A 13,464-nucleotide genomic window follows, 5' to 3' on the forward strand; every position below is an offset into this window, starting at 1 on the left:
CTTTGTCATTAGTCGTTAGTCATTTGTTAAACCAAAGAACACAGGACAAATGACAAAGGACAAATGACCAATAACTTAAGCAAAGTGAGAACCGGAAATCATTGTCCCGATCCCAACATCGGTAAAGATTTCCAGTAGCAGTGCGTGGGGTAAACGACCATCGATAATATGTGCAGCCCTGACTCCTTGAGCGAGCGATCGCACGCAGCAATTAACTTTGGGGATCATCCCGCCACTGACTACACCACTAGCAATCAATTCCCTCGCTTCCCGAATATCCACTTTGGGAATCAACGTTGATGGGTCTTTATAATCTTTTAAAATCCCTCTAGTATCAGTCAGCAAAATTAACTTTTCTGCCCCCAGCGCCGCCGCAATTTCCCCCGCAATGGTATCTGCGTTAATGTTATAAGCCTGTCCCGAATCATCGGCGGCGACACTTGACACTACTGGAATATAACCATTACTCGACAGAGTTTCTAAAATTTTGATATTAACACCGCTAACTTCACCTACAAAGCCGATGCCTTCTTGACCTTGGGGACGGGCGGTAATTAAGTGACCATCTTTGCCACATAGTCCTACCGCCATACCACCGGCTTGGTTAATCAAAGCCACAATTTCTTTATTTACCCGACCAACTAACACCATTTCCACAACATCCATTGTGGCAGCGTCAGTAACTCGTAAACCATTCTTAAATTGTGGTTCAATGCCTAATTTATCTAACCAACTGTTAATTTCTGGGCCGCCACCGTGAACAAGAATGGGACGCAAACCAACACAAGCTAAAAAGACAATATCGCGGATTACCTTGTCTTTGAGGGTGCTGTCTTTCATCGCCGCACCACCATATTTCACAACAACAGTACGTCCCGCGAATTGTTGAATGTAGGGTAGTGCTTCGCTGAGTACCCGCACACGGGTGGCTTCAGCTTGCCTGATATACTCAGTATCGTTGACCATCATGGTTGAGATTTTAAACCTATGCAGTCAGTGTAGAAGACTTTTTCACTGGTCACAATCTCTTGCTTGGAAGTGCTGAGTATGAACAAGGCGATCGCTCAATTTTCTACATTCTGGTGTGATGCAGTAGTTTTCAACACACTAGGAATGGCTACCATCACTCTGTTAGCGATTTGTTCTGGTGTTTCACCTTCGTTGACGATGATGTGTAAATCAGCTTGGGCGTAGAGTGGTTGGCGTTGTTCGAGGAGCGATCGCAATTTACCTTGGGGATCAGGATCTTGCAGTAGTGGTCTGGTATTATCTTCCGCCAAGCGGGTGTAGAGTAATTCCACGGGTACATCTAGCCACACAATTAAACCGTGGCGCAAGTAACTCCAATTTTCTCGCCGCAGCACAATGCCGCCACCTGTGGCTACAGTCAATTTAATATGGGCGCTAATTTGTGCCAATACATCACTTTCCAACTGGCGGAATGCAGTTTCTCCTTCTTCGGCAAATAACTGATTGATGGATCTACCTGTGGCTTGAGTAATCACATCATCAGTATCTACAAACCCATAACCCAACTGCTGTGCTAGTAAACGTCCTACCGTTGTTTTACCAGCGCCCATCATGCCAATCAAGTATAGGCTGACTCCTTGCAATAAGCTGCTCATACAATTTTAGATTTGAAATTTTAGATTTTGGATTGGGAATTACTGTTTGCGTCTTGGCTTGCCGTTAACTTATCCTTTCAACTACGCTCGCCCGTTGCTTTACTCCAGTAAATTCTCAATTCCTCACTTTACTTTAAATCTCGGCATTCAAGCGACTTTGTTTGATATGGTTTTTGAGGTGGGCGGCAAAAATCGTCTGACTCATTAAAAAGTAGCTTTCTTGTTCGTCACTTAATTTCAAGTTTTCCTCAATTAACCGTTCAACGATATACTCCATTAACACCACAGTTAGCGAAAAGCTAGAAGCTTGTTGTTCGATGGGCGTAGGTGTAGTTTTTTCCAGTAGCGATCGCTTATGCAACAAATCTACAGCTTCTAAGATTAATCTTTGCGACAATCTAGGCGATAACCCTGGTATGGTGTTTTTCTGCAATTGTCGCACCGAAACAGCGTTCTTATTCATTGCCAACCAGTACATTATGTGCTTTTCTAACTGCGACAACCGATTAAACTGTTGGTCTAATATGGTGCGAATTTCGCCAAAAACTACGGTTCCCTGCTGAATAAACTCATCAATATTGCCCCCAAATAAATCTTGAATTGTCGTCGCTACTAATTTCAGAAATAAGGGGTTACCGGCATATTGTTCTGACAAAATGCGGCATTTTTCTGCTGATATATTGAATAATCCTTTATACTTTAGAAGTGATAGACTTTCTGATTGATTTAAACCAGTTAATTTGAGCGATCGCACAGGTAATGTGTTACCTTCTAAAGCTGCTATCTCTGAAGTTTTTTCTCGGCTGGTTAATAGTAAGCAACTTTGATGTTGAGACTCACCTATTCGCCTGATCAGTTCACCATAGATTTCATAACCTGAACGATATTGAATTTGCGGCAGGATAAAAGCCGGAACATGATTCTTTATCCCTTGGTGACTAACTGTTAAATTTGCCTCAATATCATGACTTGCTAAAACTGCATCCAAATTATCTAAAATAATTAAACATTTATTATGCCGCAGAAAATCTATCAATTGAGAGATGCGCCCTTCTATTGTTTCTGCAATTACTATCTCGGCATTGGGCGATAAAGTCTGAATTAACTGTTCAATTATCTGCTCTGGGGCAGGTGAAAGACGTAGCGATCGCCAGATAACATAATCGAACTGATGTTTAATTTCTTGTGCCAACTTCACCGAGAAAGCAGTCTTACCAATCCCACCCATCCCTAATAGTAAGAGCAAGCGACAACCTTCTTGCAAAACCCATTGCTGAGTTTTTGCTAGTTCTGTGGTGCGCCCATGAAAAACACTAACATCAATTGCCTCACCCCAGTCTTGAACCAACGTAGCAGAAGTTTTGACTAACTCTGTCTGTTGAGTTGTTTGTGTTTGTTGGGGAATAATGGCAGCTGGTAATTGAAACCTGATTTTCTTATACCCAGCTTTCTCAAGTAAATAAGTTACACGGCTCCAATTTTTTACCTTCACTGAGTAGCCAGCAGCATTACTCAGCATTTCTTCTATATACTTGTATAAACCATTAGACAAATAAACTCTCACAGTACTACTACTGCGACTTTGATAAACTATACTGGCAATTTCCGCCGGACTACAACCACACAGTAAACCCCTCAAGAATTTCTTTTCTACAGGTGTTAAAGCCTTACCCTTTGTGGAAGCTAAATCTACGTATAACTTTTCTAACTCCCAATTACTTTTAGCTTCAAAAAATTCCTCTTCTGCCTGATTTGCATCTGGTCTTATCATTACCATTATTGATGTATTTTATATAACCCCGAAAATATCCTAACTATTATTCGATGAAGTCAGAATAAATCAAAATTAAATTTATAACGAATTTACTAACTGTTGTTAGGTGACTTGGAAGTTATTACTTAGATATCTTTAGACTTAACGGAATTTTTATAAAGCTTGTTTGAAACTTTAAGTAACCAAATTCAGTCAACATAAATCTACGTAACTTTTGGTCTGTACTGTGAGAATTTTTAGATTGGCATCCCACTGTGTTTTTAACATCACATTATTGGAATTCTAAAGTTCTTGGAAACTAGCTGCTCATCAATAATTTTTGCCAAGCAAGGTGTAAAAAATGACTGAATTTTTGAGCTTGTCAGAACTAAGCTTTGCAAAATTTAAGGTATAAACACCAAAACCGATGCGTAATCTACCAGAATCAGCCCGAATAAATTAATTGTGGTGTGTTAAGAGGCATCAACCATGACTCGAATTCGTGACGTTGTACATCAAGCTTTAGCAACTGGCTATCTAACGGTTGAAGCAGAAAACCAATTGCGCCATTTATTGACTACCCGCTATGACTCAGAAGATTTCAATGCTTTCATGTCATTACAGGAAGCAGCAATGAATGGTCAAGTCAAGCAAGAATCGCGGGAAAGAAGTGTGAAATGTGAAGTCTGAAGTTTGTAGACTGACTTGAAAGTGCTGAGTGAATCAATTTTGGATTTTAAATTTTGGATTTTAGATTAGGAAACTCTTTCAATCTAAAAGACGCTCGCGGACTCGCTAACGCTGCGCTAACGGCAATCCAAAATCTAAAATTCTTCTGCCTCCTACCTCCTACCTCTCATCTACTCAATCATTTCCGTGGTTTGTCTTCATCCCCAAATTCATCATCCTCAAAAAATGACCAGTCATCGTCATCATTAGTATTTTTGGGTTCGTCTTCAGGCTGTTTGTAGGGGGGAATAATCACGCGGTAGTCAGCATCATAAACTGATTCTGTTTTGCCTGCCGCCGTATTTTTTGGTTCGCGGTAGCTGTAAGAGTAGGTTGAACCAGACTTAGAAGCAGTTTTAGGCTCTGGCTGGCGTTCTTCTGGTTCAAAATCGCGTTCTGGCTGGGTTTTTGCTCTAGGGGGAGGTGCTGGTTCTGACTTTTCCGCAAAATCCCAATCATCGTTATTATTGCTAGTTTCCCAATCATCAAATTCTTCACTGTCAGCCTCCTGATTTGACCTAGAGGATGATGGCGGAGTATAAGGTTGAGATTGAGGTTCTTCTCTACGCGGTGTGGTGACACGTCTAGGAGTAACTCGTGATTTGGGGGCTGGTTGCGGTTGTCCTACAAAATAACTTGATAATTTAAATAAAGTAGTAATCAATACAGATGTCAACGCACCCGCAGTAGTAATGAATAATATCCACATCGCTAGGGGTAATGGTTGAGTACGCACCCCCAAAAATACTAACGATATGGCAGGCGACCAGTTCTGCACTAACAAAAGTGTTAGTCCTCCTAGTATTGCCACTAATAAAATTAAGCGAAGTACAGCCATAAGAAAGTATGAATTATGAATTATGAAGTATGAAGTGTGAAGTGTGAAATATAAATTTCATACTTCAGCCTTCATACTTCATACTTTAACGATGACCTTGCCATCGTTGAATGGGGATGCAGTCAATCTCCAATTGATCTAAAGTCCTGGCAACAACGAAATCTACCAAATCCTCGATAGTTTGCGGGTTGTGATACCAAGCAGGTATAGCTGGGACAATTCTCACCCCCGTTTCGGCCAAGGTTGTTAAGTTCCGCAGATGAATCAGGCTAAAAGGAGTTTCACGGGGAACGATAACTAGTTTGCGTCCTTCTTTGATTTGGACATCGGCAGCTCGTTCCAATAGGTCGGAACTCAAGCCACCAGCAAGCTTGGCAACTGTACTCATACTACAAGGGATGATGATCATCCCCAAAGTGCGAAAGGAGCCACTGGCGATATTGGCTCCCACATCACTCCAAGGATGACAGCGTAGTTTGCCTGCAACGGCTACTCCTGCTTGTTCGCGCCAGAATTGCTCTTGTTGAGTTGGTTCGGCTGGCATTTTAATTTCCTGTTCTGCTTGCCAAACCATGTAACTTGATTTAGAGGCAACTAATTCAATTTCATAGTCAGCAGCAAGCAAATACTTGAGAGCGCGAACGGCATAAATTAGCCCAGATGCTCCTGATACGCCAATGATTAAAGGCTTGGTGTGATGTGACACGCGGTTTTCTTAACAAAACTTATTCATCATCAGCATAAGCTTCTAAATCGCTAGGTTCAAGGTCACGAGATAGATAAATATCATCTCGGTCATCGTTAAGACTAGAATTACCTAAGCCTTTAGGTAGGCCATCACTGCCAACGGTGACTAAATCAATTTGTTGGCGGTAATAATCGACACTCTTCACCTGGACAGATACACGATCGCCTAATCTGTAAGAAGCACGATTTTTTCGACCAAACAAGGCTTGTTGTCTGGCGCGATATTCATACCAGTCATCTTTTAATGAACTAACGTGGACTAATCCTTCTACCCGTAATGGCGCACTGGGATGTTTTTGTTTGGGCGAGTCTGTGGTTGGGACTTCAATTTCTACAAAGAACCCGTAGGACTGCACACCAGTAATTACGCCTTGGAATACTTGCCCGATGCGTTGTTTCATCAGTTGGGCTTTTTGCAACCCTGCCAAGTCAGCTTCAGCTTCTTGGACTTCTTTTTCACGGTCGTTGAGTTGAATGATGACTCTGGTTAAATCGCTTTGCAGTTCTTGTTGCAATTCGGGCGGTAAGACGTTCCAACTTACTTCGATGTGGGATGATGAATGACGCAGGTTAACGCGGTCTTTAACGCGGGTAGTGCGGCGATCGCGTCCATGTTCAATCAGTCGGTAGTAAACTCGTTGCAAGAGCAAATCGGGATAGCGGCGTAAGGGCGAAGTACAGTGGGTATATTGCGCTAGTGCCAAGCCAAAATGACTGCCTTTGGTGGTGCTGTAGGCGGCTGGCTTGAGGGTGTCTTGCAACAAATAAGTTAACACCTGTTCGGAAGGCGATTCGGCAAAGGCTCGCGTTAATAACTGATAATCTAAGGGTTGGATATCCGTTTCGGGGTCTAATGTCAGTTCCACACCCAAATTAATTGCCAGTTTGAGCATTTCTTGGACATCTTCGGGATCAGGTGCGCCTTGGACTCTCCAAATGGCGGGAATACCTAATGCACTGAGATGTTCTGCCATGAGTTGATTGACTAACAGGGTAAACTCTGTGAGGAGCGATCGCACAGTTAAATTATTCACCACAACCGCACCTAACATTCCTTCATCAAAGTAAGGATTTTGATTGGGTGGCAAGTTTAATTGCAAGCTACCACGGGCTAGGCGTGCTTGTTTGACAACTTGGTGTAAACCTTCCAGGTTTTGCAATAACTGAATAACTTCCTCAGATTCCTTAGCAGGTTGACCACTGAGAACTGCTTCCGCCTTGTCTTTATTGATGGCGGTATCAACATTAATCACACTCGGCTGAATTTCCCATTCTTCCACTTCCCCTGACGTTGGGTCGATGGTAATTAAGAATGAGAGTGTCAGGCGATCGCTTCCCGCCACCAAAGAACAGCGATCGGCTACTGTGTCTGGTAACATAGGCAAGACTAAATCACCCAAATACACAGAACGTCCGCGCTTCAAGGCTTCTCTGTCTAAAATTTCATCAGGTTGAATGAAGTGAGAAACATCGGCAATGTGAAAGCCTAAACGCCAACCTTTGTTGGTTTTTTCCAAACTCAAAGCATTTTCTACTAACTTGGCATCAGTATTGATCCCCGTAATTGCCAAGGTAAATAAACTGCGTAAATCTAATCTGGTTTTGATGTCCGCTTTCAGGATGCGTTTGGGTAACTTCGCAGCTGCTTCTTGTACCGCTTCGGAAAAATTGCGGGATAAATCATGTTTACAAGTCACCAAATCAATATCGGCGGCGGCTTCCGCATCGCTACCCAAAATTTGCACGACCCTTCCCAGGGGGGGATATTGTGCTAAAGGATAACGCAGTACTTCCACATGGGCGAGATGGTCGATGGCTTCGGCAAAAGTCATCCCATTTGTTTGCAACTTGAGTTCAAACAACAGGCGATCATCTAAAGGTACAGCGCGAAAACCACTTTCTACTTGTTTAATCCGGGCTAGTAAAGTGTGATTAGAACGTTCTAAAATTAACTTAACTTCGCCTTCGGGAGAGCGCCGCCGACTGCCTTCTTTGAGAACTCTTACCAAAACGCGATCGCCATTCCACGCATTACTTAAATGACTTTCGCGGATGTAGATATCTTCAGCGCCTTCTACATCTTGAATCGCAAAACAAAAACCTTTACTAGAACAGCGAAGCTTGGCTTCAATCACCCCTTCTTCAAAGACGCGGCGATATTTACCCCGTTCTTTGACTAAAATTCCGATTTTTTCGAGAATATCTAAGGCAATATGCAGCTTTTCTAAACTATCCTCATCTTCGCAGCCAAGTTTCTTTTCTAAAACTTTCCGAGCTACCAATTTATCATCGGTGAAATTGGCAAGGAGTGTAGCGATTGAAAATTCCATGCAGTGAACCGACCTTTGGTCAAAACATCATGTTGGTTTAACAATGAAAAATCCAGGAGACAGGAGTCAGAATTCAGAATTTACCTTTTGGCGACTGGTGGATGAATCAGGGGTTTAAGTCTCACACTCAATTTATGATTTGGTGGTTCTAACTCTTGGCGCTGCTTCATCACACTTTCTTGTTCTGACTCCTGAATTCTGACTTCTGAATTCTTCTTGAATCTGGTTCTGTTCTGTATACCCTCACGGCCTACAGATACTAACTAACTGGAAACGAGTTGCCTTGAGGCTTGGTTCTGTGAAGTTCTCCTACCTGGAGATTAACTTACTCCCCAAATTTGAGAACTTCTCACTGCATGACCATTTCAGAGTTAATTGACGTTTTCTGCTCCTTCACTGAACCAAACTGATAAAGTACGCCTGATGAGGGGGTTTTACCTGCTAATTAATTACGCAAAGGGTTTTTGAGAGGTTGGCTTAAGGTTCATCTCCACAGTACCCAAAAGCGATCAATTCGGAAAAACCACAGGTGTTTGATTGTCTAGCTTGAAGGTGCTTTTACGCCATCCGACTCTGATGTTTAACTAGGAGAAACTGCCGATTAACCCAATATTCCCACATGTAGAATCGGTAACAATTAGGTCAGCAGTCAGACAAGCAGTGAGGGCGAACCTTATCTCCATTATTGTAGATTTAGAGCGTACTTCTAGGAAATAATTCTAAATAGAGATTTAGGTAAATAGTATAGCACTGAAGGCGATATAACCTACATAAATAGAGCTAGTAGTTAATTATGCCTCAAAATAATTGTTACTGCTGCAATGACGACACCACAGATAAAGCATAAACATTACTCTGAACTTTAAGATACCAGAAAAATTAGCTGGAGGATGGGGCAGGGGTTGTAGGCGATCGCTTTCCAGGACAAATCAACTTTGCCAAAGCTGAGATTTCCGAAAACTTTTCTCTACCAACCCAGGAATTATAGACTTAAATTAAAATATTTCCATAGATTCACTGTGGACATATTTATAGTTATCTTCCTTTCGCCATTGGGGTAAATATCGCAGTTGCCAGATGAATGAAGACAAGGAATAATTGTCAAACGTCCTTGTTTCCCCCTCTCTGTTCCCTGCTATAGATAAAACCCGAATTTCTCACGTATAGGTAGGGGGTGTGGGGAGTGTGGGGAGTGTGGGGAGAGAGGGGGGAAAGATTTCTTCACCATCCTCCTACCCCTCCCACACCCCTGGATTTCTCACAAGAGAGAAATCCAAGAAAATTAACCCCGTGATTTAGCAGACATTAGATTTTGGTGACAGTATTATGTTGGCTCAATTTCAGAGCTTGTATCCCAACGGTAGTTTAACTTCCGAATTAGTAGACATTTTTCAAGGCAAATATATTGTTAGAGCCAGTGTGCAGATTGACGGTGTAATCCGTGCTACTGGTTTAGCCGCCGCCGAAACCGTAGAAGCCGCAGAAGACCAAGCCCGCAACCGGGCGCTGATGGTATTAGGGGTAAAAAATAAACCACAAACTCAGGCAGAATCATCGCCGCAAGTGACAAATTCTGTAGCTCCTATGCCTGTGATTCAGACAACAGTAGAATCAACTTATGCAGCTACCCCCGATAAGAATTTGGAATTAGTGACTAGTAAACCGGAAATATCTCCAGTCGCTGCTAGTAGTAAAACTATCACACCCGATTTATTTACTGCGGAAGCATTAAGCATTGATACTCATACCCCAGATTTAACGCCTAGCTTACCTTTAACTCCCAATCGAGAGCCAGCGTTTGTTCCCTCTGTCGATAATTTAGAAATTGAAGTTCCGCATCAGCCAGAAACACCTGCTTTTTCGGGAATGACTGCAAGTAATGTCACTCCATTTACACCCCGCAATTATAGTTCTTCTGAAACTGCAACTACTTCCACAACCACCAGTAAAAGAAAAAAGAAAGCAGAAGCAGTCGATTTGTCTGATGTGATTGCAAAAACCGATGTGGAGTTGCAACGTTTAGGCTGGACACCAGAACAGGGAAGAGAACATCTGATTAAAACCTACGGTAAACGGGGACGTACTTTGCTGACGGAAGAAGAACTGCACAGCTTTTTACAATATCTCCAATCTCAACCTGATCCCATCGCGGGGTTTTGATCAGTTATTAGTCATTTGTCCTTTGTCCTTAGCAGGATTTACACACCAAGATTGTCTATGAATATTGGGTGTAAGGGTGTAAGGGTTTTAGATACATACACTTCCAGGACTTACGCACCAATATTGTCTATGAAGATTGGGTGTAAGGGTGTAAGGGTGTGTGGCGTAAAGGTTTTAGATTATACACCCCTATACCTTGTACCCCTACACCCTCGCCCAAACCCTTGATTTTTCGTTGTTATGCGTAAGTCCTACTCAATTTAAACCTTAGTTTTATCTGTTTCTATCTCGCTCTTTTTGATGCCGTTGATGAACATTGGCACAAACTTTTCCATAAATTCTTGTGGGTTACGCTGCCAAGCTTTTTGTGCTGCTTGAATTCTGGTAAATTGCAATTCAGGGGCGAGTAAAGCTTGGGGTAAGCGTTCCATCAAGTATTGGGGACGTTCCCAGAGTGGCATAGTGTTTGCTACTTCCACCAGCCTTGTTACACGTCGAAGTTCTGCACCCAGGGTAATATCCATCCCTGACTCATAAGCAGCTTGTTCTATTGCTGCATATTTACGCTTGGCTTGCTCGACTTTTTGCCGATGTTCTGGACTTTTATCAGCTATTTTGCCTAACCAACGGTTTCCCCAACGGACGTGTCCGGCTTCTTCTGGTAGAATTTTTTCGATGGTTTCGCGGATTTTGATGTTTTCTTCGGTCTGTGGTGCTTGCTTGAGGGCATAAATGTGGGCGGAGAAATACTCACAGCCGCGTTTTTCGGTCACGTTAATTGCTGCTAGGGGAGCAATAATACCATCTTCTAGTGTCCCTGCTTCATCATAAGAAGATTGGTCTATAAGCTTTTCAAATTCATCAATATAAGAAATTCCTGGGGGCGTACCGATATCGGCTCCCAGGTCTATTAATAAATCGGTTAACCACATAGCATGACGCGCTTCATCTGCAATGTGATGCGATAAATCCTTGATCAGTTCTCGTGGCTGTCCGTTGAGTTTTTCAATTACTTCTGTTAAGTCTTTGCAACTGCGCTGTTCGTTGTAACGGTAGCGATTTAGGGTTATCAGGTGTAATTCGCGATCGCCCACTACCCGCTTTAAGATATCTCTCGCACCTAGATTATCTTGAAATTTCCGTGGATAAGTAACTGTCATAGTATGAAGTTTTATTAACTGTCATTTTTGATGCTATCTCAGTTTTTCTTTACTTGCCGGAAACCGAAATGATTGATTTTTCTAAAGGTAATTTTTGGTACAAATATCAGAAAATCATGACTTTTGGGTTTTTCTCTCACGCAAAAATACTCATCACAGCCCCTTAAATATTAAGTTTTCTTTCTTTATCGGCTTAAAAACAAAAACGGTAGCTTAAGCTACAGAATTTTTGCTATATTAATAAATGAAAGAACTATCAGCTAAAAAATATAACTAAACCTTAAGGGGGACTGAAGTATGTCTATTCAAGAAAAATCTCGTGCATTGATGGTGCGCCAACATCAACAAGTTAAAAACCGTCAACAATCAATGCTGATGCGTGCGGCACAAGAACTTGGTCTTCCTGAAGAAGTTTCCCATTATTGGAATCCCATTCAAGGCAAGGTAGACCAAACTGCACGCGCGATTTATGGCAGCAGCAACGCTTCGATGAGCTAGGTTGAAAGAGTTGTCAAGAGCGTTAAATCATAAAAAAAGCCACCTCCAGAGGTGGCTTTCAAAAGTTACTACTGAATACAATTAGCAGTCGTAGTAGAGATAAAACTCATAAGGATGAGGACGCAACTGCAACTGCTCAACTTCATTAGCTAGTTTGTAGTCAATCCAGTTTTGGATAAAGTCTTCTGTGAACACGCCTGTGTCGGTCAAGAAGGCGTGGTCATTCTCTAGGGCTGCTAATGCTTTATCTAGAGAACCTGGGGTAGAAGGAACTTTTGCCAACTCTTCTGGAGACAGTTCATAGATATTTTTATCTAGAGGCTCGCCGGGATCAATTTTGTTTTTGATGCCATCCAAGCCAGCACAAAGCATAGCCGCAAATGCCAAGTAAGGGTTAGAAGTAGCGTCTGGACAACGGAACTCTAGGCGTTTTGCTTTGGGGTTAGTGCCGGAAAGAGGAATCCGCACAGAAGCAGAACGATTACCTTGGGAGTAAGCCAAGTTAACAGGTGCTTCGTAACCTGGTACGAGACGTTTGTAGGAGTTTGTGGTGGGGTTGGTGATACCCAATAGTGCTGGTGCGTGTTTGAGAATGCCACCAATGTAATGTAGTGCCATTTCACTTAAACCAGCATACTTATCGCCAGCAAATAGAGGCTTGCCATCTTTCCAAATGGACTGGTGACAGTGCATACCGGAACCGTTATCGCCAAAAATTGGTTTTGGCATGAAGGTAACGGTTTTGCCATATTTCTTAGCTACGTTTTTGATGACATATTTGTAAGTCATCAGCCAGTCAGCCGCTTCAATTAACTTACCAAAGCGGAAGCCGAGTTCGCACTGACCACCAGTTGCCACTTCGTGGTGTTGTTTTTCAATGGGGACACCACATTTTGCCATTGTCAGCAACATTTCTGTGCGAATGTCTTGGAAACTGTCGGTTGGCGAAACTGGGAAATAACCTTCTTTGAAGCGTGGTTTGTAACCCAAGTTGGGGCCTTCTTGTCTACCAGAGTTCCAACGACCTTCTACAGAGTCTACATAGTAGTAGCCGGAGTTGGCGGTTTGGTCAAAGCGGACATCATCAAAAATGAAGAATTCAGCTTCAGGGCCAAAGAAAGTGGTATCACCAATACCAGTAGAAACTAGATAATCAACAGCTTTTTGGGCAATAACCCGTGGACAACGGTTGTACCATTCCCCTGTACGGGGTTCCTTAATGCTACAAATTATGCTTAAGGTTGGCTCTGCCATGAATGGGTCGATCCAAGCTGTGTTGGGATCTAACACCATTGTCATGTCTGATTCTTCGATACCTTTCCAACCCCGAATGCTGGAACCGTCGAAAGGTACGCCATCAGTGAATGAACTTTCATCGATTTGGTTCTGGTACACGGTTAAGTGCTGCCATGTTCCTGGTGTATCGATGAATTTCAGATCAATCATCTGAATGTTTTGGTCTTGGATCAATTTCAAGACTTCTTGTGGGGTTGTCATTTTTACTCCTTCTCTGCCAATTTCCTATTGTAAAACCAGAATCTGCCAAAGCATTCTAACCCTACTGATCCACACCAAGTTGTGACACACCTGGATTATCGTAAAGATTTGAGATTACATAATTATG

The 13,464-nt window shown here is 42.4% G+C and carries 11 protein-coding genes; 3 read left to right on the forward strand and 8 right to left on the reverse strand.

The features are described from left to right. Positions 1 to 75: 75 nt before the first annotated feature. The 3 genes from argB to H6G28_RS26075 all read right to left on the reverse strand — a co-directional run bounded on the left by argB (position 76) and on the right by H6G28_RS26075 (position 3,396). Positions 76 to 969, reverse strand: a complete 894-nt coding sequence (gene argB, locus H6G28_RS26065) for an acetylglutamate kinase (RefSeq protein ID WP_190590179.1) — start codon at positions 967 to 969, stop codon at positions 76 to 78. Positions 970 to 1,064: 95 nt separating this feature from the next. Beyond that, positions 1,065 to 1,625 (reverse strand): shikimate kinase, encoded by a 561-nt coding sequence (locus tag H6G28_RS26070; RefSeq protein WP_190675343.1) that lies wholly within the window; start codon positions 1,623 to 1,625, stop codon positions 1,065 to 1,067. A 133-nt stretch (positions 1,626 to 1,758) separates the two neighbouring features. Continuing rightward, on the reverse strand, positions 1,759 to 3,396 hold the full coding sequence (locus H6G28_RS26075) for an NB-ARC domain-containing protein (protein WP_190675345.1): 1,638 nt from the start codon (positions 3,394 to 3,396) through the stop codon (positions 1,759 to 1,761). Positions 3,397 to 3,867: 471 nt separating this feature from the next. On the opposite strand from H6G28_RS26075, the gene H6G28_RS26080 reads away from it, so the two are divergent. After that, entirely contained in the window at positions 3,868 to 4,068 is a 201-nt protein-coding gene (locus tag H6G28_RS26080; RefSeq protein ID WP_190590182.1) for a hypothetical protein, read from the forward strand. Between the two features lie 178 nt (positions 4,069 to 4,246). On the opposite strand, the gene H6G28_RS26085 is transcribed toward H6G28_RS26080, so the two are convergent. The 3 genes from H6G28_RS26085 to H6G28_RS26095 form a co-directional block, all read right to left on the reverse strand. Then, positions 4,247 to 4,945, reverse strand: coding sequence for a LapA family protein (locus H6G28_RS26085; RefSeq protein ID WP_190675347.1), 699 nt, complete (start codon positions 4,943 to 4,945; stop codon positions 4,247 to 4,249). 85 nt (positions 4,946 to 5,030) lie between these two features. Then, positions 5,031 to 5,651: a flavin prenyltransferase UbiX gene (locus tag H6G28_RS26090; protein WP_190590184.1), complete on the reverse strand. Its 621-nt coding sequence runs from the start codon at positions 5,649 to 5,651 to the stop codon at positions 5,031 to 5,033. Positions 5,652 to 5,670: 19 nt separating this feature from the next. After that, positions 5,671 to 8,022 (reverse strand): ribonuclease R family protein, encoded by a 2,352-nt coding sequence (locus tag H6G28_RS26095; protein ID WP_190590185.1) that lies wholly within the window; start codon positions 8,020 to 8,022, stop codon positions 5,671 to 5,673. 1,326 nt (positions 8,023 to 9,348) lie between these two features. Here H6G28_RS26095 and H6G28_RS26100 point away from each other — a divergent pair. Beyond that, the gene (locus H6G28_RS26100; protein WP_190675349.1) at positions 9,349 to 10,182 is read left to right on the forward strand and encodes a slr1353 family protein; all 834 of its coding nucleotides are present in this window, start codon (positions 9,349 to 9,351) and stop codon (positions 10,180 to 10,182) included. 260 nt (positions 10,183 to 10,442) lie between these two features. On the opposite strand, the gene H6G28_RS26105 is transcribed toward H6G28_RS26100, so the two are convergent. After that, a complete protein-coding gene (locus H6G28_RS26105; protein WP_190675351.1) occupies positions 10,443 to 11,342 on the reverse strand; it encodes a ferritin-like domain-containing protein in 900 nt (299 codons plus the stop codon). Positions 11,343 to 11,639: 297 nt separating this feature from the next. Here H6G28_RS26105 and gifA point away from each other — a divergent pair, with 297 nt between their 5' ends. Then, a complete protein-coding gene (gifA, locus tag H6G28_RS26110) occupies positions 11,640 to 11,840 on the forward strand; it encodes a glutamine synthetase inactivation factor IF7A (protein WP_190590188.1) in 201 nt (66 codons plus the stop codon). 81 nt (positions 11,841 to 11,921) lie between these two features. Here the strand turns inward: gifA and glnA are convergent, their stop codons facing one another. Next, a complete protein-coding gene (gene glnA / locus H6G28_RS26115) occupies positions 11,922 to 13,337 on the reverse strand; it encodes a type I glutamate--ammonia ligase (RefSeq protein WP_190590189.1) in 1,416 nt (471 codons plus the stop codon). Positions 13,338 to 13,464: the final 127 nt, after the last annotated feature.

Source organism: Nostoc sp. FACHB-190 (assembly GCF_014696905.1).
Taxonomy (GTDB): domain Bacteria; phylum Cyanobacteriota; class Cyanobacteriia; order Cyanobacteriales; family Nostocaceae; genus Nostoc_B.

Excerpts from the sequence above, each read along its gene's own strand:
- argB (WP_190590179.1), bottom strand. The coding sequence starts at position 969 with ATGATGGTCAACGATACTGAGTATATCAGGCAAGCTGAAGCCACCCGT.
- H6G28_RS26070 (WP_190675343.1), bottom strand. The coding sequence starts at position 1,625 with ATGAGCAGCTTATTGCAAGGAGTCAGCCTATACTTGATTGGCATGATG.
- H6G28_RS26075 (WP_190675345.1), bottom strand. The coding sequence starts at position 3,396 with ATGATAAGACCAGATGCAAATCAGGCAGAAGAGGAATTTTTTGAAGCT.
- H6G28_RS26080 (WP_190590182.1), top strand. The coding sequence starts at position 3,868 with ATGACTCGAATTCGTGACGTTGTACATCAAGCTTTAGCAACTGGCTAT.
- H6G28_RS26085 (WP_190675347.1), bottom strand. The coding sequence starts at position 4,945 with ATGGCTGTACTTCGCTTAATTTTATTAGTGGCAATACTAGGAGGACTA.
- H6G28_RS26095 (WP_190590185.1), bottom strand. The coding sequence starts at position 8,022 with ATGGAATTTTCAATCGCTACACTCCTTGCCAATTTCACCGATGATAAA.
- H6G28_RS26100 (WP_190675349.1), top strand. The coding sequence starts at position 9,349 with ATGTTGGCTCAATTTCAGAGCTTGTATCCCAACGGTAGTTTAACTTCC.
- H6G28_RS26105 (WP_190675351.1), bottom strand. The coding sequence starts at position 11,342 with ATGACAGTTACTTATCCACGGAAATTTCAAGATAATCTAGGTGCGAGA.
- gifA (WP_190590188.1), top strand. The coding sequence starts at position 11,640 with ATGTCTATTCAAGAAAAATCTCGTGCATTGATGGTGCGCCAACATCAA.
- glnA (WP_190590189.1), bottom strand. The coding sequence starts at position 13,337 with ATGACAACCCCACAAGAAGTCTTGAAATTGATCCAAGACCAAAACATT.